Below are 24,945 nucleotides of genomic sequence, written 5' to 3'. Positions count from 1 at the left end.
CGGCGGGTGTGCCCTTGCACTGCTCACGTCAGGAAGCTCGCATGCAAACTTTCTTTATCGCCCCCACTGATTTTGGTGTGGGCCTGACTTCTATCAGCCTCGGTCTGGTGCGCACCCTTGAACGCGCCGGCTTGAAAGTCGGCTTTTTCAAACCGATTGCCCAGCCGCACCCAGGCGATCTGGGCCCTGAGCGCTCGACCGAGCTGATGGCCCGCACTCACGGTCTGAAGCCACCCAAACCCTTGGGGCTGGCGCACGTTGAGCGGATGCTCGGCGACGGCCAGCTCGATGAGTTGCTTGAAGAAATCATCCGCCTGTATCAAGAGGCCGCGATTGGCAAAGATGTGCTGATCGTCGAGGGCATGGTGCCCACCCGCAGCGCCAGCTACGCCGCACGGGTCAACCTGCACCTGGCCAAAAGCCTGGATGCTGAAGTGATTCTGGTCTCGGCCCCGGAAAACGAAGTCCTGACTGAACTCTCCGGGCGCGTTGAACTACAGGCTCAACTGTTTGGCGGCCCCAAAGACCCGAAAGTGCTGGGCGTGATCCTGAACAAGGTGCGCACTGACGAAAGCATGGAAGACTTCGCTGCACGGCTCAAAGAGCATTCGCCTTTGCTGCGCTCCGGTGACTTCAAACTGCTGGGTTGTATACCCTATCAACCGGAACTCAACGCACCGCGTACCCGCGACGTGGCAGATTTGCTCGGCGCCCAGGTGCTGAACGCCGGGGACTATGAAACCCGGCGCATGTCGAAAATCATTTTGTGCGCCCGTACCGTGCTCAATACGCTGCAACTGCTCAAGCCTGGCGTGCTGGTGGTCACCCCGGGCGACCGCGACGACATCATTCTCGCCGTCAGCCTGGCCGCGATGAATGGCGTGCCGCTGGCCGGCCTGCTGCTGACCAGTGACACCCAACCCGACCCGCGCCTGATGGAGCTGTGTCGCGGCGCCCTGCAAGCCGGGCTGCCTGTGCTGTCAGTGAGCACCGGCTCGTACGACACGGCCAATCGCCTGAACAACCTGAACAAAGAAATCCCCATCGATGACCGCGAACGTGCGCAAATCATCACTGATTTCGTCGCCAGCCACCTCGACGCCAAATGGTTGCACCAGCGCTGCGGTACGCCTCGGGAAATGCGCCTCACACCTGCTGTCTTCCGTTATCAGTTGATACAGCGCGCCCAGCAGGCGAACAAACGCATCGTGTTGCCCGAAGGCAGCGAACCGCTGACCGTGCAGGCGGCGGCCATCTGTCACGCTCGCGGCATCGCCCGCTGTGTGCTGCTGGCCAAGCCTGAAGAGGTGCACGCCGTGGCCAAGGCCCACGGGTTTGAGCTGCCTGAGGGGTTGGAGATTCTCGACCCTGACGTCATTCGCGGGCGTTACGTCGAGCCGATGGTGGCGCTGCGCAAAACCAAAAGCATCAACGCGCCGATGGCCGAGCAGCAACTGGAAGACCCGGTGGTGATCGGCACCATGATGCTGGCGCTGGACGAAGTGGACGGACTGGTGTCGGGGGTGATTCACTCCACCGCCAACACCATCCGCCCGGCCTTGCAACTGATCAAAACGGCGCCGGGGTGCACGCTGGTGTCCTCCGTGTTCTTCATGCTCTTCCCCGAGCAAGTGCTGGTGTATGGCGACTGCGTGATGAACCCGCACCCGTCTGCCACCGAACTGGCCGAAATCGCTCTGCAAAGTGCCGACTCGGCGGCCGCATTTGGCATCACGCCTCGCGTGGCGATGATCAGTTACTCCAGTGGCGATTCGGCCAGCGGTGAAGAAGTCGAAAAAGTCCGCGAAGCCACCCTTCTCGCTCACGAAGCGCAACATGCGCTGTTGATTGATGGCCCGTTGCAATACGACGCGGCGGCCAACGAAAGTGTGGCCAGACAATTGGCCCCCAACAGCCAGGTGGCGGGCCGCGCGACGGTCTTTGTGTTCCCGGACCTGAACACCGGCAACACCACGCACAAAGCCGTGCAACGCAGCGCCGATTGCGTCAGCCTTGGCCCTATGCTGCAAGGGTTGCGTAAACCGGTGAATGACCTGCCACGCGGCGCCCAAGTGGACGATATCGTCTACACCATCGCCCTCACGGCGATCCAAGCCGCCAACCGACCTATGGATGTGTAAATGCTGGATTTCCTGCCTGCGCCGTTACGCGGCGTCATTGCTTCACTGCTGTTGGCGATCAACACCATCGTGTGCTGCACGCCGTTATTCGTGGTGGCCATTTTTAAACTGTGCCTACCCTTCCCGGCCGCGCAACGGGTCACCGACGAGTTGATGCGTCGTATCCACGAAGCGTGGGTCAGCAACAACCAGCGCTGGATGAACCTGCTGCGCAAGACACGCTGGCACATCAAAGGGCTGGAGGGGCTTGATTACGAGCACTCTTACCTGGTGACCAGCAACCACCAGAGCTGGGTTGACATCATGGTGCTGCAATACGTGCTCAACAAACGTATTCGCCCGCTCAAGTTCTTCCTCAAGCAAGAACTGATCTGGGTGCCGGTCATTGGTCTGGCCTGGTGGGCGCTGGGTTTCCCGTTCATGAAGCGCTACTCCAAGGCTTATCTGGCCAAGCACCCGGAGAAAAAAGGCGCCGACCTGGCGACCACGCGTAAAACCTGTGCGAAGTTCAAAAACCAGCCGGTGGGTATTTTCAACTTTGTTGAAGGCACCCGCTTTACCGAGGCCAAGCATGCGCAGCAGCAATCACCGTTTCGCTACCTGCTCAAGCCCAAGGCCGGCGGGATTGCCTTTGTGCTGGATGCGATGGGGGAGCAGCTCAAATCCATCGTCAACGTGACGATCCACTATCCTGGAGGGCGTCCGGGTTATTGGGATTTACTGTGCGGTAATGTGCGCGAGGTGGTGGTGGTGTTCGAAGAGTTGCCCATTCCAGCTGAGTTTATTGGCAGGAACTACGATCAGGACGCTGAGTACAAGCTGGCGTTTCAGGGCTGGATCAATCAGTTGTGGGAAGACAAGGACCGGCAGCTGGACCAATTGCACCACGAGTACCCAAAGGTCTGACTCGCTGCCACCGCTCAAAAGCCCCTTACCCTAACCCTCTCCCAGAGGGAGAGGGGACTGATTGGGGGAAATGCACCACCCTTCCCCCACAGAGAGAGTGGGACTGATCGGGGAGGTTCACGTTTTACGCAACACCGCGATTAAGCTCCCTCTCCCTTTGGGAGAGGGTTGGGGTGAGGGAGAAGCCGTTATCCAATAAAAAGCCCGCCACCGATCACTCGGTGGCGGGCTTTTTGATACGGCTTATATCGCGCCGCGTTGACGCAACAGGTCCAGCACTAACTTCACGCCTTCATCGACCGTCAGCGCCTGGGTGTTTACCACCAGGTCTGCATTTAACGGCACGTCATACGGGAAGGAATCACCCGGAATGTTATCGCCGCCCGCCGCGTACAAGCCCTGCGGATCACGTTCGGCGCAGACCGCTGGTGATGCCTGCACATACACGGTAATTAAACGCTCATCCCCGATCAACGCTTTGGCCTGCTCACGGCCTTGCGCATCCGGCGCCACAAACGCCGCCAGTGTCAGCAAGCCGGCTTCGTTGAACTGACGCGCCACATGCGCGGCGCGGCGCCAGTTTTCTGTGCGTCCAGCACGGTCCTGAGGCAAACCTTTGTTCAGGTCATGCCGCAGGTTTTGACCGTCCAGCACAAACACCGCACGGCCCATGTCGAACAATTTGCGCTCAACCGCATAGGCCAAGGTGCTTTTGCCTGCGCCCGACAAGCCGCTGAACAACACCGTGGCCGGTTGCTGACCAAAACGTTGCGCACGTTCTTGAGTGGTCACATGCGCCAGCTCGCCATGATGGCCGGTGCCGCCATGACTCACCGGCTGGGCAACGATCATACCTGCGCCCACGGTGCCATTGGTCAGGCGGTCAATGATGATGAACGAACCCGTGGTGCGGTTGCTTTCGTAACCGTCCAGCGCAATCGGTGCATCGAGGCTGATCTTGACCTTGCCGATCTCGTTCAACTGCAAGGCGCTGGCCGGACCTTCTTGCAGCGTGTTCACGTCGACTTTGTTGACGATGCTGGCAATGGAACCCGGTACATAGCTGGTCGCGCGCTTGATGTCATACTTCTTGCCCGGCAGCATCGGCTCTTCGGCCATCCATACCAGCATGGCTTCGAAGCTGTCAGTCACCGGCGGAACGTTGTCGGCATGCACCAGCAGGTCGCCACGGGAGATGTCGATCTCATCTTCCATGGTCAGCGTGATTGCTTGCCCAGGGCCTGCGTGTTCCAGCTCGCCTTCAAAGGTAACAATGGATTTGACACGGCTGCTCTTGCCCGACGGCAGCACCACCACCTCGTCGCCCTTGCGCACGATGCCACTGGCCAGGGTGCCAGCGAAGCCACGGAAGTTCAGGTTCGGACGGTTCACGTATTGCACCGGGAAGCGCAGGTCAGTGAGGTTGCGGTCCGCCGCGATTTCCACGGTTTCAAGAATTTCCATCAGCGACTGCCCGGTGTACCACGGCGAGCGCTCGCTTTTGTTTACGACGTTGTCGCCTTTAAGGGCTGACATCGGCACGAAGTACAAGCTCGTGGGCTCGACCTTCATGCCTTCAGCGAACGCCAGGTAGTCGGTCTTGATCGACTCAAATACGCTTTGATCAAACCCGTTGATGTCCATTTTGTTGATGGCCACCACGATGTGTTTGATGCCCAGCAGCGAGGCGATAAAGCTGTGGCGACGGGTCTGGGTCTGCACGCCATAACGGGCATCCACCAAAATGATGGCCAAATCGCAGGTCGACGCACCGGTGGCCATGTTGCGGGTGTACTGCTCGTGACCCGGGGTGTCGGCGATGATGAATTTGCGCTTGGCCGTGGAAAAGTAGCGATACGCCACATCAATGGTGATGCCCTGCTCGCGCTCGGCTTGCAGGCCGTCCACCAGCAGCGCCAGGTCGATATCATCGCCCGTGGTGCCGCTTTTTTTCGAATCGCGGGTGATGGCTTCCAGGTGATCTTCGTAGATCATCTTGGAGTCGTGCAGCAGGCGCCCGATCAGGGTGCTCTTGCCGTCGTCGACGTTGCCGCAGGTCAGAAAACGCAACATCTCTTTGCGCTCATGCTGGCCCAGGTAGGCGAGGATGTCCTCGCTGATCAAATCAGATACGTGCGACATGACAACCCCTTAGAAATAACCTTGACGTTTTTTATCTTCCATTGAGCCTGCGCCATCGTGATCGATGACCCGGCCCTGGCGCTCGGAAGTTCGCGTCAGGAGCATTTCCTGGATGATGTCGGTCAGGGTTTCAGCCTCCGATTCCACCGCGCCGGTCAGCGGGTAGCAACCCAGCGTGCGGAAACGGACCTTTTTCTTGACGATGCGCGCTTTGTCTTCGTCAGACAGGTGCTCAAGGATGCGCTCGTCGTCAATCATGATCAGCGTGCCGTTCTTCTCGATCACTTCACGCTCGGCGGCGAAGTACAGCGGCACAATCGGGATGCCTTCGAGGTAGATGTACTGCCAGATGTCGAGTTCGGTCCAGTTCGACAACGGGAACACGCGGATCGATTCGCCCTTGTTGACGTTGCCGTTGTACACGTTCCACAACTCTGGACGCTGGTTTTTCGGGTCCCAACGGTGTTTGCTGTCGCGGAATGAATACACGCGCTCTTTGGCGCGGGACTTCTCTTCGTCGCGGCGGGCGCCACCGAATGCGGCATCAAAACCATATTTGTCGAGCGCCTGCTTGAGACCCTCGGTTTTCATGATGTCGGTGTGCTTGGCACTGCCGTGGGTGAAAGGGTTGATGCCCTGTGCCACGCCGTCCGGGTTGACGTGGGTGATCAAGTCCAGGCCCAGCTCGGCAACCATCTTGTCGCGAAAGCGGTACATCTCCTGGAATTTCCACTGCGTGTCTACATGCATCACCGGAAACGGCAGCTTGCCAGGGAAAAATGCCTTGCGCGCAAGGTGCAGCATCACGGCGGAATCTTTACCGATCGAGTACAGCATGACCGGGTTATCGAACTCGGCGGCCACCTCGCGGATGATGTGGATGCTTTCCGCCTCCAGCTGTTTCAGGTGCGTCAGTTTGTCGACCATGGCTACTCACGAAAGCTATCTTATGAACGGCCTGCGGGCCGTGTTCGAGCTCAGAATGCTAGCACAGCGCCCTCTTATATAGAGGGCGCCGACTAGATCGAAAACGTCTAAGAATAGATCGCGGAGTTTGCCCGATTGATTACTCGCAGGAGCCGCCGCAGGCTGCGAACAATTGAAAGATCGCAGCCTGCGGGGTCGTTTCAGATAGGGTTAGGGCAATCGATGAACAGGTGCTCAAGGGCAAAGCGTCGGGCCAGGTAATCGCCCAATGCCTGTACGCCATACCGCTCGGTGGCATGATGCCCGGCGGCAATAAAACTGATGTCGTTTTCGCGCGCACTGTGGAAGGTCTGCTCCGACGCTTCGCCACTGAGGTACAAATCGACACCGGCCAGCACGGCTTGATCGATGTAACCCTGGCCACCGCCCGTGCACCAACCCACGCGACGGATCATGTCGCTGCCTTCAATCAGCAGCGGTTCGCGGCCCAGAGCTTCTTGCACCCGACGGGCAAAATCACGCGCAGTCACCGGTTCCGCCAGCGACCCGACCAACCCCACCACTTTGGCATTGGCGGGGTCCAGCGGGCCTTCGACGGTAATGTCCAGTTGCCGGGCCAGCTGCACGTTATTGCCCACCTCAGGGTGCACGTCCAACGGCAAGTGATAGGCCAGCAGGCTGATGTCGTGTTTGAGTAACGTTTTGAGGCGACGCTGCTTCATGCCCGTGATGCACGGGTCTTCACCCTTCCAGAAGTAACCGTGATGCACCAGCACCAAGTCCGCCTGAGCTTCAACGGCGGCGTCCAGCAACGCCTGGCTGGCGGTCACGCCACTGACAATACGCAGCACTTGAGGCCGCCCTTCGACCTGCAAACCGTTGGGGCAGTAATCGCCGATGGCAGCACAGTTCAGGTAACGATTGGCTTCTTCAACCAGGGTGCTCAAGGCGACAGCCATAAAAGACTCCTAAATATAGCGTTCAGAGGCGCGCAGCCCTCGTATAATGGCCGCCATTATGGGCCGTGATGCAGGCTCTGCAACCTTCAGGACTTAGTTCAATGCTCAAGGCTTTGCGTTTTTTTGGCTGGCCACTGCTGGCTGGCGTGCTTATCGCTTTGCTGATTATTCAGCGTTACCCGCAATGGGTCGGGCTGCCGAGTCTGGACGTTAATCTGCAACAAGCGCCGCAAACCAATTACGTGCAACAGGGCCCGGTGACGTACGCCGATGCCGTAGTTCGCGCCGCACCGGCCGTGGCTAACCTGTACACCACAAAGGTGGTGAACCGAAACGCCCGCCCGTTGTTTGAAGACCCGCAGTTCCGGCACTTTTTCGGCAACAACGCACCCAAGCAAAAGCGTATGGAGTCCAGCCTCGGCTCAGCCGTGCTAATGAGCCCGGAAGGCTACTTGCTGACCAATAACCATGTGGTGTTGAACGCTGACCAGATCGTGGTGGCACTCAAAGACGGGCGTGAAACCCTGGCCCGAGTCATTGGCAGCGATCCTGAAACAGATTTGGCAGTACTCAAAATTGACCTGAAAAACCTGCCAGCCATCACCATTGGTCGCTCCGACACGCTGCGTATCGGTGACATTGCCCTGGCCATCGGCAACCCGTTCGGTGTGGGCCAGACCACCACCATGGGCATCATCAGCGCCACCGGGCGTAACCAGCTGGGTCTTAACAACTACGAAGACTTTATCCAAACCGATGCCGCGATCAACCCCGGCAACTCGGGCGGCGCGCTGGTGGATGCCAATGGCAACCTGACCGGTATCAACACCGCTATTTTTACCAAGTCCGGCGGCTCGCAAGGCATTGGCTTTGCGATTCCGATCAACCTGGCAATGGAAGTCATGAAGTCGATCATTGAACACGGCCAGGTGATTCGTGGCTGGTTGGGGATTGAGGTGCAACCATTGACCCCGGATCTGGCCGAATCATTTGGCCTGAGCGGTCGTCCGGGGATTGTCGTGGCGGGTATTTTCCGCGATGGCCCTGCGCAAAAAGCAGGCCTGCAACTGGGTGACGTGATTCTGAGCATTGATGGCGCACCGGCAAGCGACGGGCGTCGCTCGATGAACCAAGTGGCCCGAATCAAGCCTTCGGACAAAATCAGTATTCAGGTCATGCGCAACGGTAAAGAGCTCAAGCTCACGGCCGAAGTAGGCTTGCGCCCACCGCAAGAACAGCCGCCACAGCAGGAATAAATCCCGCATAACCGAAGAAACCGAGGTTGGAGTAGCCCTTGGCGAAGTCGACGTCCGATTGCGAAACGATCGTAAACCCGATGTTTGCGATGCCTCTGTGGCACCGCGCTGAATGGTTTACGAGCGCTTCGCGCCCCGCGATGCCTGATCGGCAACAGTGTAACCACAGGTTTTAGCCTGGCCGATTACACACCCGACAACCCTTCAATCAACGCCGCGTTCTGCTGCGGCGTGCCGATGCTGATACGCAGGAACTGGGCAATTCGCAGTTGTTTGAAGTGCCGTACGATCACGCCCTGCGCACGCAATTTTGCTGCCAGCGCAGTCGCATCGTGCTCCGGGTGGCGGGCAAAGATGAAGTTGGCCGCTGACGGCAACACCTCAAAACCCAATGCCTGCAACTGCTCAACCATCTGCTCACGGCTGTCGATCACCGCCTTGCAGGTTTGCTCGAAGTAGTCGCGATCTGCAAACGCAGCGGCGGCCCCGGCGATGGCCACACGGTCCAGCGGGTATGAATTGAAGCTGTTTTTGATCCGCTCCAGCGCCTCGATCAGATCCGGATGCCCCACCGCCAGGCCCACCCGCAAACCCGCCAGCGAACGCGACTTGGACAAGGTTTGTGTCACCAGCAGGTTCGGGTAACGATCCACCAGGCTGATGGCCGTCTCGCCACCAAAATCAACATAGGCTTCGTCCACCACCACCACGGAATCCGGGCTGGCGATAAGCAATTGTTCGATGGCGTCCAGCGCTAGCAAACAGCCAGTAGGGGCGTTGGGGTTGGGGAAAATAATCCCGCCGTTAGGCTTGGCGTAATCCGCAGGCTGGATCTGGAACTGCTCATCCAGCGGCACCGCGTCGAATTCAATGCCATAAAGGCCGCAGTACACCGGATAGAAGCTGTAGCTGATGTCTGGAAACAACAGCGGTTTGTCGTGCTGAAACAGGCCATTGAAGACATGCGCCAGCACTTCATCGGAACCGTTGCCGAGGAAGACCTGTTGAGTCTGCACCCCGTAGTACTCGGCCACCGCCTGCTTGAGCAGGTCGCTGTTGGGGTCCGGGTACAGGCGCAGGTCATCGTTGATTTCAGCGCGCATCGCCGCCAGCGCTTTAGGCGACGGGCCGTAAGGATTTTCGTTGGTGTTGAGTTTGACCAGCCGAGTCAGTTTCGGCTGCTCGCCCGGCACATAAGGCACCAGTTCTTTAACGAATGGACTCCAGAATTTGCTCATGCTTATTGCCCCTGTTCGTCGGCGATGATCCGGTATTCAGCACTGCGCGCGTGTCCGGTCAACGACTCGCCACGGGCCAGTACCGATGCCGTTTTGCCCAGCTCGGACGCGCCCTGCTCGGAGCAGAAGATGATCGAGGAACGCTTCTGGAAGTCATACACCCCCAGCGGTGAAGAAAACCGTGCGGTGCCCGATGTGGGCAGCACGTGGTTGGGGCCTGCGCAGTAATCGCCCAACGCTTCTGAGGTGTGACGGCCCATAAAAATAGCGCCCGCGTGGCGAATCTGCGGCAACCAGGCCTGCGGGTCAGCCACCGACAACTCCAGGTGTTCCGGGGCGATGCGGTTGGCCACGTCGATGGCCTGCTGCATGTCGTTCACCAGGATCAGCGCGCCACGACCATTGATCGACGTGTTGATGATCTCGGCACGCTCCATCGTCGGCAGCAACTTGGCGATACTCGCGGCCACCTTGTCGAGGAACTCGGCGTCCGGGCTGACCAGGATCGCTTGCGCGTCTTCGTCGTGCTCGGCCTGGGAGAACAGGTCCATGGCGATCCAGTCCGGATCGGTCAGACCATCACACACCACCAGAATTTCCGAAGGCCCGGCGATCATGTCGATCCCCACCTGGCCGAATACGTGACGCTTGGCGGTGGCAACATAAATGTTGCCCGGCCCCACCACTTTGTCGACTTTAGGCACGCTTTCGGTGCCATACGCCAGTGCTGCCACCGCTTGCGCGCCACCGATGGTGAACACCCGGTCCACGCCCGCGATGCACGCGGCCGCCAGCACCAGTTCGTTGATTTCGCCACGCGGGGTCGGCACCACCATGACCACTTCAGCCACGCCAGCCACCTTGGCCGGGATTGCGTTCATCAACACCGACGAGGGATACGACGCTTTGCCGCCTGGCACGTAAAGACCGGCGCGGTCCAGCGGAGTGACTTTTTGGCCCAGCACCGTGCCGTCAGCCTCGGTGTAGGTCCAGGAATCCTGTTTCTGTTTTTCGTGATAGCTGCGTACACGCTGTGCAGCTTTTTCCAACGCTTCACGCTGCGGTGCCGTGATACGGGTCAATGCCAGTTCCAGACGTTCACGGGGCAGGATCAAGTCTGCCATCGAGGCCACTTGCAGCCCGTCGAAACGCTCAGTGAACTCAACCAGTGCTGCATCGCCACGCTCGCGCACGGCCTTGATGATGTCGAGCACACGCTGGTTGACCGAGTCGTCAGACACACTTTCCCAGCTCAGCAAATGATCCAGATGCTGCGCGAAGTCCGGGTCAGCAGCGTTGAGACGACGAATAGCAGTGGGAGCGGTCATAGCGAGGGCCTCGGTAATTGGCGAATGCTTAGATTTCATAATGTTACACAGCGAGCACAGCAAGACTAACAAGCCATCCGCGCGGATACCTGAGATTTCTGGCGATTACGCGGATAGAGGGGCGCGACTTTAGGGTCAGTCGCGCAGGAGAGTCAGCCGCGGTGTCGAGATTCCACTGCTTGGCGCAGGGTATCGATCAGGGCTTGAATACGGGCGTGCTGCATTTTCATCGAAGCCTTGTTAACCACCAGACGGGAGCTGATGGCGGCAATGAATTCCTGAGGTTCCAGGCCATTGGCACGCAAGGTGTTACCGGTATCGACCACGTCGATGATTTTGTCGGCCAGGCCAATCAGCGGGGCCAGTTCCATCGAGCCGTACAGCTTGATGATGTCAACCTGGCGCCCTTGTTCGGCGTAGTAACGCTTGGCCACATTGACGAACTTGGTGGCAACGCGCAAACGCCCTTTAGGCTCAACGGCGCCCACAGCACCTGCGGTCATCAGCTTGCACTGGGCGATACGCAGGTCCAGCGGCTCGTACAGGCCCTGACCACCGTACTCCATCAGCACGTCTTTGCCGGCGACACCAAGGTCGGCAGCACCGTGCTCAACGTAAGTCGGCACATCGGTGGCGCGTACGATCAGCAAACGTACGTCTGGCTGAGAGGTCGGGATGATCAGCTTGCGGCTTTTGTCCGGATTCTCGGTCGGCACAATGCCCGCTTCAGCGAGAAGCGGCAGAGTGTCGTCAAGGATACGGCCCTTGGACAATGCAATGGTCAGCATGGGAAACGTAAGTCCTTATCAGGGTACTTATGCCCGGACGCAATCGGCGCCGGACAAACATCGAGCCTGATAATCAGGCTCGACTTGAACGATTCGAAGCCAGGTAAGGTAGCGCGTACAAGGCATTACGTCACCTGGCGGCTGGGCACAGTCCGTGTGCCCATGATGCCTGACACCAAAAACTAGCCCGGAACGCGGCGGATTTTGGCACCCAGCATTTGCAGTTTCTCTTCGATGCACTCGTAGCCACGGTCTATGTGGTAGATGCGATCGATCAAGGTGTCACCTTCAGCGACTAGCGCCGAGATCACCAGGCTGGCCGATGCACGCAAGTCGGTTGCCATCACTGGCGCACCCTTGAGTGTTTCGGTGCCGGTCACGATGGCTGTGTTGCCTTCGACCTGGATCTTGGCGCCCATGCGGTGCAGTTCGTACACGTGCATGAAGCGGTTTTCGAAGATGGTCTCGATCACAGCGCCGGTGCCTTCAGCAATGGCGTTCAACGAGATGAACTGCGCCTGCATGTCGGTCGGGAACGCCGGGTAGGGAGCGGTACGCACGTTAACGGCTTTAGGACGCTTGCCGTGCATGTTGAGCTCGATCCAGTTATCACCGGTGGTGATTTCTGCGCCCGCTTCCTTCAGCTTCTCCAACACGGCTTCAAGGATAGTCGGATCGGTGTCCTTGACCTTCACGCGGCCGCCGGTCACGGCAGCAGCGACCAGGTACGTACCGGTCTCGATACGGTCGGGCATTACGCGGTAAGTCGCAGAGTGCAGCTCTTTAACACCTTCAATGGTGATGGTGTCGGTACCAGCACCGCTGACCTTGGCGCCCATGGCGTTCAGGAAGTTGGCCAGGTCGACGACTTCAGGCTCACGCGCCGAGTTCTTCAGTACGCTGGTGCCATTGGCCAGTGCGGCGGCCATCATGATGTTTTCAGTGCCGGTCACACTGACGGTGTCAAAGAAAAAGTCTGCACCGCGCAAGCCGCCCTCTGGTGCCTTGGCCTTGATGTAACCGCCTTCAACGTCAATCACAGCGCCCATGGCTTCAAGGCCACGGATGTGCAGGTCAACCGGACGCGAACCGATGGCGCAACCGCCCGGCAAGGCCACTTCTGCGTAACCAAAACGCGCCACCATCGGACCCAATACCAGGATCGATGCACGCATGGTTTTAACCAGTTCGTACGGGGCGATCAGGGTTTTGATGGTGTTGGGGTTGATTTCGACGCTGAGTTTTTCATCGATCACAGGCTCGATGCCCATGCGCCCGAACAGCTCGATCATCGTGGTGATGTCGTGCAGGTGCGGCAGGTTGGCAACCGTCACCGGGCCATTGCACAGCAGGGTTGCAGCCAAAATCGGCAGGGCAGAGTTTTTTGCCCCGGAAATGCGGATCTCGCCGTCTAGACGGGCACCGCCAGTAATAATCAATTTATCCATAACAATCTCGACGCCAATGGGCTCAGGTGCGCTCGGCCCAGGCCGCGCTGCTGAAGAATTTCATAGTGACCGCATGGATGCTGCCATCAGCGATCCACGGGTTCAAATGGGCATAGATGCTTTGCTGACGTTTCACCGGGCTTAAGGCCACCAGTTCGTCACTGATCACATTCAGCTGAAAGTTGCAGCCTTCGCCCTCAACTTCTATCTGGATATCAGGCAGCTTTATCTCAAGAAAGCGCTTCACTTCTACGGCCTGCATGCTCAACCTCAATCAGCGCCTATCGCGCGCGGGTCGGCCATCATACAAAAAAGCCCCGCGCCTGCGAACCCCGTAAAACAGGACTCTGACGGGGGGCTTCTCTATAAATGGCGATTAATGATGTGCCAACAGTTCAGTCAAGCCCGAAACCTGCGCGATTTCGCGCATGTCTTCGGGCATGGCACGAATGCTCAATGGCTTGTTCAGGGCCTGTGCGTCACGGATGAAGCACAACAGGAGCGATAACCCCACGCTGCTGGACTTGGTGACGCCCGAGCAATCGACGACCAAGGATTTGGCCAGCGCCTTTTTGATCAGGGCCTGGCCTTCCTTGCGCAAACGAGGGCCGGTTTGGTAGTCAAGCACGCCACTGAGTCGCAACTCGCTTTCACCGGCCAGGGTTACGGCGCCCTCACTCATTTGTCGATGGCCTTGTCAGTCTCTTGCTTGACCTTGGCCACTTCGCCTGCCCAGTTATCAATGGTTTTATCCAGGTTGTTGCCATTTTTCTGCATGGCATCAGAGAACTGATCGCGGAACAACTTCCCTATGTTGATACCGTTAACGATCACGTTGCGCACTTTCCACTCACCTTTCACCTTGTTGAGGGTGTAGGACAGCGGGTAAGTGGCGCCGTTATCGCCTTTGACGATCATGTCAACGCTGGTGCGGTCGCCGCTTTCATCCTTGGCTGACCCGACGGTGATGCCCTGATTTTTAAATTCAAGCAAGGCGTTACCGTAGAACTGCATCAGGCTGCGCTTGAAGTTCTCTTGAAAGCGCTGCATTTGCGCAGGCGTTGCATTTCGCGAGTACTTAACGGTCATGATGCTTTTGGAAATACCTTCAACATCTACAGCCGGTCCGACAATGCTGTTCAAGGCATCGTAAAACCTGCTCGGGTCTTGCTTGTACTGCTCTTTGTTGGCTTGAAGGTCAGCCAGCAAACGGGTGGTAGTGTCTTGAACGATGTCATGGGCAGATTGCCCCGGTGCCGCATTAGCCATCAGCGGAAGGGCTGCTGCCAACATCACCAGCAGGCCACGACGTAAAAGAGAAATCATCAAAACACTCCTTATTTGGCGTCTTTACTGACGGTATTGAGCAAGAACTTGCCGATCAAGTCTTCTAGAACCAGTGACGATTGGGTGTCGTGAATAGTTCCACCGTCTTTGAGCAGGGTGTCTTCCCCGCCCACGCTGATACCGATGTATTTTTCGCCCAACAGGCCCGCCGTGAGGATAGACGCAGTCGAATCGGTCGGCAGGTTATCGACTTTCTTTTCGAGTTGCAGCGTGACGCGGGCCGTGAAGTTGTCACGGTCCAGGTCAATCGCAGTGACTTTACCGATGGTCACGCCCGCCATCGAGACCTTGGCGCGCACGGTCAGACCGGCAATATTGTCGAAATAGGCATACAGCTTGTAGGTGTCGTTGCTGGCGGTCGGGGACAGTCCACTGACCCGAAGGGCGAGCAACAGCAAAGCCAGGATGCCAGCCAGCAGGAACAGGCCGACACCGATTTCCATGGTGCGGTTTTGCATCAGAAATCTCCAAACATCAAGGCGGTCAAAATAAAGTCCAGCCCGAGTACAGCCAAAGAGGCATACACCACGGTCTTGGTAGTGGCACGGCTGATCCCCTCTGAAGTGGGCTCACAGTCATAACCTTGAAACACGGCAATCCAGGTCACTACAAACGCAAAGACGATGCTTTTGATGATCCCGTTAAGCACGTCACCACTGAAGGTCACGCTGTTCTGCATATTGGCCCAGTAGGAACCGTCATAGACGCCCAGCCAGTCCACCGCCACCCACGAACCACCCCAGATCCCGACCACACTGAAGATCATCGCTAGCACCGGCAGGGAAATGAACCCGGCCCACAAGCGTGGCGCGATGATGTATTTCAGTGGATCGACGCCAATCATTTCCAGGCTGGACAGTTGCTCGGTCGATTTCATGTTGCCGATTTCAGCGGTCAACGCAGACCCGGCGCGCCCGGCGAACAACAGCGCGGTTACCACCGGCCCCAACTCGCGCAGCAGGGTCAAGGCTACCATCTGCCCGACCGCCTGCTCAGAACCGTAGCTGGACAGGATACTGAAGCCTTGCAGCGCCAGGACCATGCCGATAAACACGCCCGAAACCACAATAATCACCAGCGACATGACGCCGACGGAATGCAGTTGTTTGAGCAACAGCCCAAAGCCGCCGCCGAGACCGCCACGCCCCAGCAAGGCGTGAAACAGGAAAATCGTCGAACGCCCCAGCACCGAGACAATATCGATCCCGGCCCGGCCGAACAGTGCGACACGGTCCATTATTGATTGTTTGCGCATCAGCGCTTCCCCAGAAGATCGGTTCGGTAGTCCGACGCCGGAAAGTGAAACGGTACCGGACCGTCCGGATCGCCGGTCATGAACTGACGAATGCGCGGATTATCAGCGTTCATCAACTCTTCAGGCGTGCCCTGCCCCAGCACCTGACCATCGCCCACTACATATAAATAGTCGGCAATGCTCGCTGTTTCGGCCAAGTCGTGAGAAACCACAATGCTGGTGATACCCAGCGCATCATTGAGCAGACGAATCAGACGCACCAACACGCCCATGGCAATGGGGTCCTGACCGACGAACGGTTCGTCATACATCAGGATTTGCGGGTCCAGCGCAATCGCCCGGGCCAACGCCACACGGCGTTTCATACCGCCGGACAGCTCGTCCGGCATCAAGTCGATGGCGCCACGCAAACCCACCGCCTGCAATTTAAGCAGCACGATGTCGCGGATCATTTCTTCCGGCAATTCGGTATGAACCCGTAACGGGAAGGCAACGTTTTCGAACACGTCCAGATCGGTGAACAGCGCGCCACTCTGAAACAGCACACCCATATGCTTGCGGGCGTCGAACAGGCCACTGCGCGACAGCGTAGGCAAGTTCTGACCGTTAACCCACACTTCTCCGTTAGTGGGACGCAGTTGCATTCCCATCAAGCGCAACAGAGTGGTCTTGCCGCAACCGGACGGCCCCATGATCCCCGTGACTTTGCCACGCGGGATACGAATATCGACGTTATTGAAGATGCTGCGCGCACCGCGCTTGAAGGAAACTCCCTTCAGCTCGACCGCGTAGGCGTTATCGGCACTCATCTAAACTCCTTGCGATGCAGCCTCTGCCTCTAACCGGACACCAAGCTTCTTTTCAGGAAGCGCGCGTTCCTTGAGCGGGCCGAACTGGCGGCGAACTATATCACTGCTGATACTGACCGCCCAAGGCCGAAGGAGTGCCTATTCAGGTTCAAGACAGTGAAAAAATCACAATTCATCCTAAAGTCCAATGACGCTTTGTTACCAGCGACAACAAAGCATGACGATCTAACGTGAGGGAATTGCGCAGAACCGCTATAATCGCCGCCTTTTCTCAGGCTACCCGACTTCAAACATGAGCCAATCCAGCGACCTGATTCAATCTGCACAACGCACCATCCGCTTCGAACTGGAAGCCGTAGAAGATTTACTGCCCCGTATCGACGCTGATTTCGTACGCGCTTGCGAGATGATTCTGGCGAGCAAGGGCCGAGTAGTCGTCGTCGGCATGGGCAAATCCGGGCACATAGGCAACAAAATAGCCGCCACGCTGGCCAGCACCGGCACCACGGCTTTTTTTGTTCATCCCGCCGAAGCCAGCCACGGTGACATGGGCATGATCACCCGCGATGACATCATCCTCGCGCTGTCCAATTCGGGCTCGACCGCCGAAATCGTCACCTTGCTGCCGCTGATCAAGCGCCTGGGCATTCAATTGATCAGCATGACTGGCAACCCTGAATCACCACTGGCCAAAGCCGCTGACGTCAGCCTGGATGCCCGCGTGGCCCAAGAGGCTTGCCCACTGAACCTGGCGCCGACCTCCTCCACCACCGCGACGCTGGTGCTGGGTGATGCACTGGCCATTGCCTTGCTTGAAGCGCGTGGTTTTACCGCTGAAGACTTCGCTTTTTCGCACCCTGGTGGCGCCCTCGGCCGTCGCTTGCTGCTTAAAGTAGAAAACGTCATGCACGCAGGCGAAGAGCTTCCGCAAGTGGTACGCGGCACGCTGCTTCGGGACGCACTGATGGAAATGACCCACAAGGGGCTGGGCATGACCGTTGTCACCGAAGCCGATGGCCGTCTGGCCGGGATCTTCACTGACGGCGACTTGCGCCGCACGCTGGATCGGGAAATCGATATCCGCAACGCAACCATCGACACCGTCATGACCCCGCACGGCAAGACAGCGCGTGCCGATATGCTGGCCGCTGAGGCCCTCAAAATCATGGAAGACCACAAAATCAGCGCGCTGGTTGTCGTCGACAAGGATGACCGCCCTGTCGGCGCCTTGAACATGCACGATTTACTGCGCGCAGGAGTGATGTAATGAGCAGCGATTTACTCAAACGCGGCAAAGGGATCAAACTCGCCATTTTCGACGTTGATGGCGTGCTGACCGACGGCCGGCTGTACTTCCTTGAGGACGGCAGCGAGTTCAAAACGTTTAATACCCTCGACGGCCAGGGCATCAAGATGCTGATGGCTGGCGGCGTGCAAACGGCAATTATCAGTGGCCGCAAAACCCCTGTGGTTGAGCGTCGTGCGCAAAACCTTGGTATCCCGTACCTGTATCAGGGGCGTGAAGACAAATTAGTGGTATTGGACGAGCTTCTCGGCCAACTCAACCTAAGCTATGAACAGGTCGCCTATTTGGGCGATGACTTGCCGGACTTGCCGGTTATCCGCCGCGTAGGTCTGGGCATGGCCGTGGCCAATGCCGCCAGTTTCGTGCGCGAGCACGCCCACGGCGTGACACAAGCGCGGGGCGGTGAGGGTGCCGCCCGAGAGTTTTGTGAATTGATCCTGCGCGCCCAAGGCCGCCTTGATGCCGCTCACGCTGCCTACCTATAGAGCTTTCTATGCTGAGTAAAAAAATTCGCAATTTCCTGTTATTCGGGGTCATTGCTGCGCTGTTTGCCGCCGTTGGCTACTGGAATATCAGCCCGGAGCGCTTCCTCGACAAACCCGCCGTGGCCGTCGATGAAACCGCTATCGACTATTACGCTATCAATGCGCACAGCCTTCAGTACCTGCCGGACGGCAAGCTGCAATACGAAATGACGTCCGACAAAGTCGAGCACCTCAAGGCCAGCGAAGTGACGTTGCTGACCAACCCGGACTTGCAGATGTACCGCGGAACCACCTTCCCGTGGCACGTTCAAAGCCTGCGTGGCGAAGTGAACCCGGATGGCACTGAAGTCGAATTGATCGACTCGGTACGGGTCGCGCGTACCGACGAACGAAACCGCGAGCTGATCATCACCAGCTCACGCATGACAGTATTCCCACAGAAGCAATATGCGCAGACCGAGCAAGCCGTTAGAATCGACGGCGCTGGCGGTGTGACCACCGCCAATGGCATGAAAGCATATTTGAAAGACGGCAGGATGGACCTGCTGTCCAACGTAAGAGGACAGTATGAGTCTCGTTAAAACCCTCCCTTTATTGCTCAGCCTGAGCGCAGCACTGGGAAGCGTGAGCGCCTGGGCTCTGCCGAACGACAACGAACAGCCTATCCGCATTCAGGCTAACGAAGCGCAGCTGGATGATAAAAAAGGCGTCGCGACCTACAAGGGCGACGTAATCATCACTCAAGGCTCGATGAAAATTACCGGTAACACGGTCACTATCACGCGCAATGCTGCGGGCGAAATTGACGTGGTCACCTCGGTCGGCAACCTGGCCTACTTTGAGCAACTGCAAAAAGCCACAGACCCTAAACCGGTTCAAGCCTACGGCGTGACCATTCAGTACCATGCGCCGCAAAACCGCATCGTATTGATCGACAAAGCCAAGGTAATCAACGACGGCAACACCACCGAAGGCGAGAAAATCGTCTACGACACGGTCAAACAAGTCGCCAATGCGGGTCGCGCCACTGGCAGCAGCGTTACTGCGCCTCGCCCTCGTATCGACATGGTGATCCAGCCGAAGAAAAAAACTGACGCGCAGAAGGCCCAGTAATGGCAACTCTGAAAGCCCAGCATCTGGCTAAAAGCTACAAAAGCCGTCAGGTAGTGCGTGACGTCAGCCTGTCGATCGACAGCGGGCAGATTGTAGGCTTGCTCGGCCCTAACGGTGCCGGCAAGACCACCTGCTTCTACATGATCGTGGGCCTGGTGCAGGCCGATCAGGGCCGCGTGTTGATTGATGACCTGGATGTCAGCCATCAGCCGATGCACGGTCGCGCACGCGCCGGTATCGGTTATCTGCCGCAAGAAGCCTCCATTTTCCGCAAATTGTCGGTCGCCGATAACATCATGGCGATCCTCGAAACGCGCAAGGAACTGGATAAAGCAGGTCGTCGCAAAGAGCTGGAAAGCCTGTTGCAGGAATTCCATATCAACCACATTCGCGACAACCTGGGCATGAGTCTGTCGGGTGGCGAGCGTCGCCGGGTAGAAATCGCCCGCGCATTGGCCACTGCCCCCAAGTTCATCCTGCTCGATGAACCCTTTGCCGGTGTCGACCCGATCTCTGTGGGCGACATCAAGCAAATCATCCATCACCTCAAGGCCAAAGGCATTGGCGTGCTAATCACCGATCACAACGTCCGCGAAACTCTCGATATTTGCGAAACAGCTTACATCGTTAACGACGGACAACTGATTGCTGAAGGCGACGCTGAAACGATTCTGACCAACAAACTGGTGAGAGAAGTGTACCTGGGCAACGAGTTCCGCTTGTAAGCCCCTCCCCTGCTTCAACCTGCCTTGCAGGCGTTCTCAATTTGCCCACCTCATTCGGGCAAATTGAAAACGCCTCTAGGCAAACGCTACGGTTTCAGGCATATAATTTGCTTATGTTTGGCGCTCACGCGCCCTTGTAGTGGATGGCGCCATGTGCGCCGGCGAATAAGGTGTTAAGCCCCTGCCATGAAACCATCGCTAGTCCTGAGAATGGGCCAGCAGCTGACAATGACACCTCAGCTGCAACAAGCCATACGCCTGCTCCAATTGTCGACCCTGGACCTGCAACAGGAAATCCAGGAGGCCCTGGAATCCAATCCGATGCTCGAACGCCAGGAAGAAGGCGAAGATTTCGACAATACGGACCCCTTGGCTGACAACATCGAGCAAAAACCCACAAACGATATCAACGAGATCCAAGAGCCCTCTTACCAAGAGTCCGCCCCCACTGTGGACAACCTGGAAGACGGCGAGTGGAACGACCGTATTCCCAATGAGCTTCCTGTCGACACCGCGTGGGAAGACGTCTACCAGACCAGCGCCAGCAGCTTGCCCAGCAACGATGACGACGAATGGGACTTCACCACGCGCACATCCGCTGGCGAAAGCCTGCAAAGTCATCTGCTGTGGCAATTGAACCTAGCGCCCATGTCGGACACCGACCGACTGATCGGTGTAACCCTGATCGACTGCATCAACAATCAGGGCTATCTGGACGAAACCCTCGAAGAGATCCTCGAAGCCTTTGATCCTGAACTGGACATTGAACTCGATGAGATCGAAGCCGTCCTGCATCGCATCCAGCAATTCGAGCCTGCGGGTATCGGGGCGCGCAACCTGAGCGAGTGCCTGCTCCTGCAATTGCGTCAGTTACCGGAAAAAACGCTTTGGCTGGCTGAAGCCAAACGCTTGATCACCGACTACATCGACCTGCTGGGCGCGCGTGATTACAGCCAGCTCATGCGGCGCATGAAGCTCAAGGAAGACGAACTGCGCCAGGTCATCGAGCTGGTGCAAAGCCTGAACCCGCGTCCAGGCTCGCAAATTGAATCAAGCGAAGCCGAATACGTCGTGCCGGACGTTATCGTGCGCAAAGACAACGAACGCTGGCTGGTGGAGCTCAATCAAGAGTCCGTGCCACGTCTGCGGGTTAACGCGCAATACGCAGGTTTTGTACGCCGTGCGGACACCAGCGCCGATAACACGTTCATGCGCAATCAACTGCAAGAAGCCCGCTGGTTTATCAAAAGCCTGCAAAGCCGCAACGAAACCCTGATGAAAGTGGCGACGCAAATTGTCGAGCATCAACGCGGTTTTCTGGAGTATGGCGACGAAGCCATGAAGCCACTTGTGTTGCATGACATTGCAGAAGCCGTCGGCATGCACGAATCAACGATTTCACGGGTCACCACCCAGAAATTCATGCATACCCCGCGGGGCATTTATGAATTGAAGTACTTTTTCTCCAGCCATGTCAGCACCTCTGAAGGCGGCGAATGCTCGTCCACAGCGATTCGCGCGATCATCAAAAAACTGGTCGCGGCTGAAAATCAGAAAAAGCCGTTGAGTGACAGCAAGATCGCTGGTTTACTGGAGGCACAAGGTATTCAGGTAGCCCGTCGTACGGTCGCCAAGTACCGCGAGTCCCTTGGGATCGCGCCTTCGAGCGAGCGTAAGCGTTTGATGTGACGGGCCTGCCACCGCGTTCCAGTGGCGGGTATTCCCACCCGCCGCTTTATGCACTGGCAACGAAGGAGAAACTGTATGCAAGTCAACATCAGTGGACACCAACTGGAAGTGACTGAACCGCTGCGCGCTTATATCGGCGAAAAACTCAAACGAATTGAGGGGCATTTCGACAAAATCACCAACGTGCAAGTCATTATGACTGTCGAAAAGCTGAAGCAGAAAATCGAAGCCACCTTGCGTATACCCGGCGGGGAAGTAGTCGCCAATGCGGAGCATTCAGATATGTATGCAGCCATTGACGACCTGACCGACAAGCTGGATCGCCAAATCAAAAAGCATAAGGAAAAGCAGCAGAGCCTCCTTCAAGGCACTGGCCGCTAACACTCCCTACCCATGATCCGACTTGAAACCATCCTGACCCCCGGCCGTTCACTCGTGAACGTGCCGGGCGGCAGTAAAAAGCGCGCCCTCGAACAAATTGCCAACCTGATCGGCCGAGAAGTGCCTGAACTGGATACGCAAGCTGTTTACGAGGCCCTGATCGCCCGTGAAAAATTGGGTTCAACCGGTTTTGGCAACGGCATCGCAATCCCCCACTGCCGCCTCAAGGGCTGCGAGACGCCTGTCAGCGCCTTGCTGCACCTGGATGCCCCCATAGATTTCGACGCCATTGATGGCGCGCCGGTCGACCTGTTGTTCGTTTTGCTGGTGCCAGAAGCGGCCACCGACGCACACCTGGAGCTGCTCCGGCAGATCGCCAGCATGCTCGATCGCAAAGAAGTTCGCGAAAAACTACGCCTTGCACCCAGCAACGAAGCGTTGTATCAGGTTGTTCTGGACGAACAGAACGGTCAATAAACATGCGCTTAATCATTGTCAGCGGACGCTCCGGCTCCGGTAAAAGCACTGCCCTGGCCGTCCTCGAAGACAACGGCTTTTACTGCATCGACAACTTGCCCGCCGGTTTGCTGCCTGAGCTGGCAGAGCGAGCGCTGATTCACACTGAATTGGCGCAGCCATTGGTGGCCGTGTCGATTGATGCGCGCAATCTGCCTAGCCATCTGTCGCGCTTTCCACAGCTGCTTGAAGAAGTGCGCAACCGCCATATTCAGTGCGATGTGCTGTACCTGGACGCTGACGAGGAGACGCTGCTCAAACGGTTCTCGGAAACCCGCCGCAGGCACCCGCTGAGCAGCGCCAGCCGCTCGCTGGCCGAGGCCATTCGCGATGAGACCCAACTGCTTGGTCCGATCGCAGATCTGGCCGACCTGACAATCAACACCACCAATCTGAACCTGTATCAGCTACGCGACACCATCAAACTACGTCTGCTGAACAAGCCTGAACCTGGCACCGCCTTTCTGGTCGAGTCGTTTGGCTTCAAACGTGGCATGCCGGTAGATGCTGACCTGGTGTTTGACGTGCGCTGCCTGCCCAATCCGTATTGGAAACCCGAGTTGCGTGAGCAATCCGGGCTGGATCAACCGGTGGCCGAGTACCTGGCAGCACAACCGGATGTCGAGGAAATGTATCAGGACATCTCCAGTTATCTGCTCAAATGGTTGCCCCGCTTTGCTGCCAGTAACCGCGCCTATGTGACCATTGGTATTGGTTGCACTGGCGGGCATCACCGCTCCGTGTACCTGACTGAGCGCTTGGGCAAATGCCTGCAAGAAACCCTGAAAAACGTTCAGGTTCGCCACCGCGACCTTACTTGAAGGACCTACCCCGCAATGCCAGCTATGGAAATCGAAATCATCAACAAGCTGGGCCTTCACGCTCGGGCATCCGCCAAGTTCGTAGGTATTGCGGGCAAGTACCCTTGCCAGGTGCGAGCAGGTCGCACGCCTGAGACCATGGTCGACGGCAAAAGTATCATGGCAATGATGATGCTCGCCGCAGGCAAAGGGACCCGAATCCATCTAAAAACTGAAGGTGAACAAGAACAGGAAGCGCTGGATGCGCTGGTCGCCCTCATCAACAACTTCTTCGATGAAGGCGAATAGCTACTGCGCTGCATGACTCGTAACAGCTGACGAGTAATGCCAGGCTGCGTCCGACTGCGAAGCAGCCGTCATGCCATTTAACCTCGTGAGTCCAGATACCCCGCTGTTAGCGGTTTTACGATCGCTTCGCGCCCGATCGCAGTCTCATACCTCGACAGCGACTACAGGCCGTGATTTATCCCAACGCCGTGTCCATCACCATCATCACGCAGAACCCCACACACAACCCAAGGCTGGCCAGCTTTTCGTGACCATTACGTCGCGATTCCGGGATCACTTCCTGCGTAACCACCAATAGCATCGCCCCCGCAGCCAGGGCCAGTCCCAATGGCAACAACAACTCCGCCAGGTTCACCAGCCAGGCGCACAGCACTGCAAACACGGGTTCGACCAGACCGGACGCTGCGCCAATCAAGAACGCCCTGACCCGCGACATGCCCGCACCTGCCAGCACCAGTGCAATGACCAAGCCTTCGGGCACATCTTGCAGCGCAATGCCCATTGCCAGACTGTCGGCATCCGGCATTCCACCACCAGCAGATACACCGACAGCCATACCCTCAGGAATGTTGTGAGCCACAATCGCAATCACGAACAACCAGATGCGCGGGGCAATAACAGGCTCTCCAGGGCGACTGACAATGACTTCAGGCCCGGCACCCGACACTTTCAAGTCCACCAGAAACAAGCACAGGGCACCCAGCAGAATGCCCCCGCTAACCAGCCCGCTTGACGCCCACGCCGACAGTCCAAGGCTTTGCGCAGCGGCTATACCCGGCACAATCAGGGAGAAGGCCGTGGCCGCCAACATCACCCCGGCACCAAATCCCAACAAGGTATCGCTGACCGCCACCGGCATATTACGGATCACCAGCACCGGTACGGCGCCCAGCGCTGTTCCCAAGGCACACAAGGCCCCGCCTTGCAGGGCCCTGAGCATCTTGGGTTCGAGATCCAGCCACACCAATCCTTTGGCCACCAACAATGCAGTGCCCGCCAACAGCAACAGCGTGCCGAGGGCATAGCGAAACATTCGCACGCCGCCGACCGCCAAAATTTGCGTGCCCATATCCGCCT

At 57.6% G+C, this 24,945-nt stretch carries 27 protein-coding genes; 13 read left to right on the top strand and 14 right to left on the bottom strand.

Going from position 1 to position 24,945, the window contains the following annotated elements:
- Positions 1-41: 41 nt before the first annotated feature.
- Positions 42-2,141 carry a phosphate acetyltransferase gene (pta, locus tag TU86_RS04845; RefSeq protein WP_048363174.1) on the top strand — a complete coding sequence of 700 codons (2,100 nt, stop codon included), beginning with the start codon at positions 42-44 and terminating at the stop codon, positions 2,139-2,141.
- Positions 2,142-3,047 carry an acyltransferase gene (locus TU86_RS04840; RefSeq protein WP_048363173.1) on the top strand — a complete coding sequence of 302 codons (906 nt, stop codon included), beginning with the start codon at positions 2,142-2,144 and terminating at the stop codon, positions 3,045-3,047.
- Between the two features lie 243 nt (positions 3,048-3,290).
- Here TU86_RS04840 and cysN read toward each other — a convergent pair whose 3' ends face one another.
- From cysN to TU86_RS04825, 3 genes are all read right to left on the bottom strand, one after another.
- On the bottom strand, positions 3,291-5,189 hold the full coding sequence (gene cysN, locus TU86_RS04835; protein ID WP_048363172.1) for a sulfate adenylyltransferase subunit CysN: 1,899 nt from the start codon (positions 5,187-5,189) through the stop codon (positions 3,291-3,293).
- Between the two features lie 9 nt (positions 5,190-5,198).
- Complete coding sequence (cysD, locus tag TU86_RS04830) at positions 5,199-6,116, bottom strand: sulfate adenylyltransferase subunit CysD (RefSeq protein WP_048363171.1); 918 nt, start codon at positions 6,114-6,116, stop codon at positions 5,199-5,201.
- Positions 6,117-6,316: 200 nt separating this feature from the next.
- The gene (locus TU86_RS04825) at positions 6,317-7,075 is read right to left on the bottom strand and encodes a Nif3-like dinuclear metal center hexameric protein (protein ID WP_048363170.1); all 759 of its coding nucleotides are present in this window, start codon (positions 7,073-7,075) and stop codon (positions 6,317-6,319) included.
- Positions 7,076-7,176: 101 nt separating this feature from the next.
- Here TU86_RS04825 and algW point away from each other — a divergent pair, with 101 nt between their 5' ends.
- Positions 7,177-8,331, top strand: a complete 1,155-nt coding sequence (algW, locus tag TU86_RS04820; protein ID WP_048363169.1) for a Do family serine endopeptidase AlgW — start codon at positions 7,177-7,179, stop codon at positions 8,329-8,331.
- 185 nt (positions 8,332-8,516) lie between these two features.
- Here the strand turns inward: algW and hisC are convergent, their stop codons facing one another.
- From hisC to TU86_RS04770, 10 genes are all read right to left on the bottom strand, one after another.
- Positions 8,517-9,569 carry a histidinol-phosphate transaminase gene (hisC, locus tag TU86_RS04815; RefSeq protein WP_048363168.1) on the bottom strand — a complete coding sequence of 351 codons (1,053 nt, stop codon included), beginning with the start codon at positions 9,567-9,569 and terminating at the stop codon, positions 8,517-8,519.
- A gap of 2 nt (positions 9,570-9,571) precedes the next feature.
- Positions 9,572-10,897 (bottom strand): histidinol dehydrogenase, encoded by a 1,326-nt coding sequence (gene hisD / locus TU86_RS04810; protein ID WP_048363167.1) that lies wholly within the window; start codon positions 10,895-10,897, stop codon positions 9,572-9,574.
- Between the two features lie 152 nt (positions 10,898-11,049).
- Positions 11,050-11,685, bottom strand: coding sequence for an ATP phosphoribosyltransferase (hisG, locus tag TU86_RS04805; protein WP_048363166.1), 636 nt, complete (start codon positions 11,683-11,685; stop codon positions 11,050-11,052).
- Positions 11,686-11,867: 182 nt separating this feature from the next.
- A complete protein-coding gene (gene murA, locus TU86_RS04800; protein ID WP_048363165.1) occupies positions 11,868-13,133 on the bottom strand; it encodes a UDP-N-acetylglucosamine 1-carboxyvinyltransferase in 1,266 nt (421 codons plus the stop codon).
- Between the two features lie 22 nt (positions 13,134-13,155).
- Positions 13,156-13,395, bottom strand: coding sequence for a BolA family protein (locus TU86_RS04795; protein WP_048363164.1), 240 nt, complete (start codon positions 13,393-13,395; stop codon positions 13,156-13,158).
- A gap of 114 nt (positions 13,396-13,509) precedes the next feature.
- Positions 13,510-13,815 carry an STAS domain-containing protein gene (locus TU86_RS04790; protein WP_048363163.1) on the bottom strand — a complete coding sequence of 102 codons (306 nt, stop codon included), beginning with the start codon at positions 13,813-13,815 and terminating at the stop codon, positions 13,510-13,512.
- On the bottom strand, positions 13,812-14,459 hold the full coding sequence (locus TU86_RS04785; protein ID WP_048363162.1) for an MlaC/ttg2D family ABC transporter substrate-binding protein: 648 nt from the start codon (positions 14,457-14,459) through the stop codon (positions 13,812-13,814). The genes TU86_RS04790 and TU86_RS04785 overlap by 4 nt, the downstream gene beginning before the upstream one ends.
- An 11-nt stretch (positions 14,460-14,470) precedes the next feature.
- The gene (gene mlaD / locus TU86_RS04780; protein WP_048363161.1) at positions 14,471-14,938 is read right to left on the bottom strand and encodes an outer membrane lipid asymmetry maintenance protein MlaD; all 468 of its coding nucleotides are present in this window, start codon (positions 14,936-14,938) and stop codon (positions 14,471-14,473) included.
- Entirely contained in the window at positions 14,938-15,735 is a 798-nt protein-coding gene (gene mlaE / locus TU86_RS04775; protein ID WP_048363160.1) for a lipid asymmetry maintenance ABC transporter permease subunit MlaE, read from the bottom strand. Before mlaE ends, mlaD begins: the two co-directional genes overlap by 1 nt.
- Positions 15,735-16,544: an ATP-binding cassette domain-containing protein gene (locus TU86_RS04770; RefSeq protein ID WP_048363159.1), complete on the bottom strand. Its 810-nt coding sequence runs from the start codon at positions 16,542-16,544 to the stop codon at positions 15,735-15,737. Before TU86_RS04770 ends, mlaE begins: the two co-directional genes overlap by 1 nt.
- Positions 16,545-16,836: 292 nt before the next feature.
- Here TU86_RS04770 and TU86_RS04765 point away from each other — a divergent pair, with 292 nt between their 5' ends.
- From TU86_RS04765 to TU86_RS04720, 10 genes are all read left to right on the top strand, one after another.
- Entirely contained in the window at positions 16,837-17,811 is a 975-nt protein-coding gene (locus TU86_RS04765; RefSeq protein ID WP_048363158.1) for a KpsF/GutQ family sugar-phosphate isomerase, read from the top strand.
- Positions 17,811-18,335 (top strand): KdsC family phosphatase, encoded by a 525-nt coding sequence (locus tag TU86_RS04760; protein ID WP_048363157.1) that lies wholly within the window; start codon positions 17,811-17,813, stop codon positions 18,333-18,335. Before TU86_RS04765 ends, TU86_RS04760 begins: the two co-directional genes overlap by 1 nt.
- A gap of 8 nt (positions 18,336-18,343) precedes the next feature.
- Positions 18,344-18,916: an LPS export ABC transporter periplasmic protein LptC gene (lptC, locus tag TU86_RS04755; RefSeq protein WP_048363156.1), complete on the top strand. Its 573-nt coding sequence runs from the start codon at positions 18,344-18,346 to the stop codon at positions 18,914-18,916.
- Positions 18,903-19,448, top strand: coding sequence for a lipopolysaccharide transport periplasmic protein LptA (lptA, locus tag TU86_RS04750; protein ID WP_048363155.1), 546 nt, complete (start codon positions 18,903-18,905; stop codon positions 19,446-19,448). The genes lptC and lptA overlap by 14 nt, the downstream gene beginning before the upstream one ends.
- Entirely contained in the window at positions 19,448-20,173 is a 726-nt protein-coding gene (gene lptB, locus TU86_RS04745) for an LPS export ABC transporter ATP-binding protein (RefSeq protein WP_048363154.1), read from the top strand. Before lptA ends, lptB begins: the two co-directional genes overlap by 1 nt.
- Positions 20,174-20,359: 186 nt before the next feature.
- Positions 20,360-21,862 carry an RNA polymerase factor sigma-54 gene (locus tag TU86_RS04740; RefSeq protein WP_048363153.1) on the top strand — a complete coding sequence of 501 codons (1,503 nt, stop codon included), beginning with the start codon at positions 20,360-20,362 and terminating at the stop codon, positions 21,860-21,862.
- Positions 21,863-21,937: 75 nt separating this feature from the next.
- Complete coding sequence (gene hpf, locus TU86_RS04735) at positions 21,938-22,243, top strand: ribosome hibernation-promoting factor, HPF/YfiA family (RefSeq protein ID WP_010170586.1); 306 nt, start codon at positions 21,938-21,940, stop codon at positions 22,241-22,243.
- Between the two features lie 12 nt (positions 22,244-22,255).
- Positions 22,256-22,720, top strand: coding sequence for a PTS IIA-like nitrogen regulatory protein PtsN (gene ptsN / locus TU86_RS04730; protein ID WP_048363152.1), 465 nt, complete (start codon positions 22,256-22,258; stop codon positions 22,718-22,720).
- A gap of 2 nt (positions 22,721-22,722) precedes the next feature.
- Positions 22,723-23,580, top strand: coding sequence for an RNase adapter RapZ (rapZ, locus tag TU86_RS04725; RefSeq protein WP_048363151.1), 858 nt, complete (start codon positions 22,723-22,725; stop codon positions 23,578-23,580).
- Between the two features lie 15 nt (positions 23,581-23,595).
- Entirely contained in the window at positions 23,596-23,868 is a 273-nt protein-coding gene (locus TU86_RS04720; protein WP_048363150.1) for an HPr family phosphocarrier protein, read from the top strand.
- Positions 23,869-24,043: 175 nt separating this feature from the next.
- Here TU86_RS04720 and TU86_RS04715 read toward each other — a convergent pair whose 3' ends face one another.
- Positions 24,044-24,937, bottom strand: coding sequence for a ZIP family metal transporter (locus TU86_RS04715; protein WP_048363149.1), 894 nt, complete (start codon positions 24,935-24,937; stop codon positions 24,044-24,046).
- Between the last annotated feature and the right edge of the window lie 8 nt (positions 24,938-24,945).

The sequence above is a fragment of the Pseudomonas weihenstephanensis genome (assembly GCF_001043055.1).
Classification (GTDB): Bacteria; Pseudomonadota; Gammaproteobacteria; order Pseudomonadales; family Pseudomonadaceae; genus Aquipseudomonas; species Aquipseudomonas weihenstephanensis.
The sequence above is the reverse complement of the archived record's forward strand: the minus strand, read 5'-3'. Positions and strand labels throughout refer to the sequence as shown.